Origin of the sequence: Halolamina salina (assembly GCF_042678005.1) — an archaeon.
In the GTDB taxonomy this organism is placed as follows: domain Archaea; phylum Halobacteriota; class Halobacteria; order Halobacteriales; family Haloferacaceae; genus Halolamina; species Halolamina salina.
The window spans coordinates 1-1857 of sequence record NZ_JBHUDH010000223.1 but is presented as its reverse complement, the minus strand read 5'-3'; the positions used below and the strand labels follow the sequence as shown (position 1 = coordinate 1857).

The window sequence follows — 1857 nt, the reverse complement described above, 5'->3', positions numbered from 1 at the left end:
CCGGCGACTCGGGGATCGACGACGCCGTCGCGGCCGCCACGCGCGCGGTCGACGGCACGGGCCACGGCACGGACACGACCGGCTGGGCGCGCTTCGACAGCGACACCGAACAGTTCACGGACGCGTTCCGGGAGGCGCTATGAGCGGGGATCGCCACGAGGCGACGATCGCCACCACCCACGACGACGCGGGGACGGTGGCGGCCGCGCTCGCTCCCGACAACACCGATGCGATGACGACGACCGTCGACGGCGACACGGTCCGGACCGCCATCGTCCGCGAGGACGCCGGCGGGCTGGCCGCCTCCGTCGACGACTACGTCGTCAACCTCACCGTCGCCGACGCCGTCTGCGAGACGGCTCGGGACACCACTCAACCATGAGCGAGACATCCACCAAGATCGAAGGCAAACGATGGTACACCGTGCTCGCGCCCGAGCAGTTCGACCGGGCCGAGATCGGTGAGACCGTCGCGGAGGAACCGAACCAGGTCGTCGGCCGAACCATCGAGACCACGCTGGGCGAGATGGAGGGCGACCAGGGACAGAACAACAGCAAGCTCACGTTCAAGATCGACGACGTGGGCAGCGACGCCGCCTACACCGAGTTCATCAAGTACGAACTCACGCGGGACTACCTGCGCTCGCTGGTGCGCCGCGGCGCCTCGAAGGTCGCCGCCACCGTCACGCTGCTGACGACTGACGACTACCGCGTCAAGATCCAGCCGGTGGCGCTGACGACCCAGAAGGCCGACCGCTCCCAGGAGCAGGCCATCCGCTCGGTGATGACCGACATCGTCGAGGAGGCCGCCGACGAGCGCACGTTCGAGCAGCTGGTCGACAGCGTCGTCGAGGGCCGGGTCTCCTCGGCCATCTACGGCGAGGCCAAGGAGATCTACCCGCTGCGCCGCGTCGAGGTCCAGAAGCTCACCCTCGAGGCCCGACCCGAGGAGGTCGCGGCCGAGGAGGAGGCTTCTGTCGACGTCGAGGAAGAGGACATCGAGGAGTAGTCCTCGCTTCAGCGGATTCACGCGCTTTTCGTCTTTTTCACCGATCGCGAGCGGCGGCGCCGGCCACGCTGCTGGAACGCCATCGGTGCAGTCGCCGATCGGTGCGTCGACGCCTACTCGTTCGGCGTCGCCGTCGGCGTGGACTCCTCGACGATCACTCTCCCCACCATCCCGCCGCTCTCGTGGGGGATACAGAAGTAGTCGTACTCGCCGGGGATCTCGAACGTGTGGGTAAACTGGTCGCCGTTGCTCAGCCCGCCGCCGGTGCTGTTCGTCCACGCCTCCCGGGCGGCCGCCTCGCTTTCGTAGCCGCCGGAGGCGAAGAAGGCGGCGCCGTCGGGCAGCGACTCCTCGTAGGCGGTGACCGTGTGGTCGCGGGTGCCCGTGTTCTCCCAGACGACCTCCTCGCCGGGGGCGACGGTGATCGTCTGCGGGTCGAACGAGGTCGGGCGCATCCCCACGTCGAAGTCGGTGTTCTCGTCGCGAGTCAGGCCGAGACAGCCCCCGAGACTCACCGCGGCAGCCGTGCCCGCGGCGACGAGATATCGTCGGCGGTCCATGGGTCGGCCTCGGTCCCGGAGCGGTTTAGGCGACGCGATTCCGTCACCCCGAAGGTAAACACGTAAACCGCGGCCGTGTGTCGAATCGCCCATGCGCTTGCGGTCACTCGGCCGTCTCGGTCCAGCCGACGCCGTCACCGTCGGGAACGCCGCGCTGGGCTTTCTCGCGGTCGTCGCCGCGACCGTCGACATCGGCCTCGCGGCCCGGATCGTCCTGCTGGGCGCGATCGCCGCGGGACTGGACGGCGTCGTCGCCCGGTAGTACGGCGGCACCGAGGCCGGCCCGTAC

At 69.3% G+C, this 1857-nt stretch carries 3 protein-coding genes and 1 pseudogene; 3 read left to right on the top strand and 1 reads right to left on the bottom strand.

Annotation, left to right across the window (positions count from 1 at the left end; translation table 11 throughout):
• Positions 1-139 precede the first annotated feature (139 nt).
• Positions 140-382: a KEOPS complex subunit Pcc1 gene (locus tag ACFR9S_RS14885; protein WP_053948061.1), complete on the top strand. Its 243-nt coding sequence runs from the start codon at positions 140-142 to the stop codon at positions 380-382.
• On the top strand, positions 379-1008 hold the full coding sequence (locus tag ACFR9S_RS14880; RefSeq protein ID WP_379732657.1) for a 30S ribosomal protein S3ae: 630 nt from the start codon (positions 379-381) through the stop codon (positions 1006-1008). Before ACFR9S_RS14885 ends, ACFR9S_RS14880 begins: the two co-directional genes overlap by 4 nt.
• Positions 1009-1121: 113 nt before the next feature.
• Here ACFR9S_RS14880 and ACFR9S_RS14875 read toward each other — a convergent pair whose 3' ends face one another.
• Complete coding sequence (locus ACFR9S_RS14875) at positions 1122-1568, bottom strand: plastocyanin/azurin family copper-binding protein (RefSeq protein ID WP_379818963.1); 447 nt, start codon at positions 1566-1568, stop codon at positions 1122-1124.
• A 91-nt stretch (positions 1569-1659) separates the two neighbouring features.
• On the opposite strand from ACFR9S_RS14875, the pseudogene ACFR9S_RS14870 reads away from it, so the two are divergent.
• Positions 1660-1827 (top strand): annotated as a pseudogene (locus ACFR9S_RS14870) (protein sorting system archaetidylserine synthase); the annotation flags it as partial.
• Positions 1828-1857: the final 30 nt, after the last annotated feature.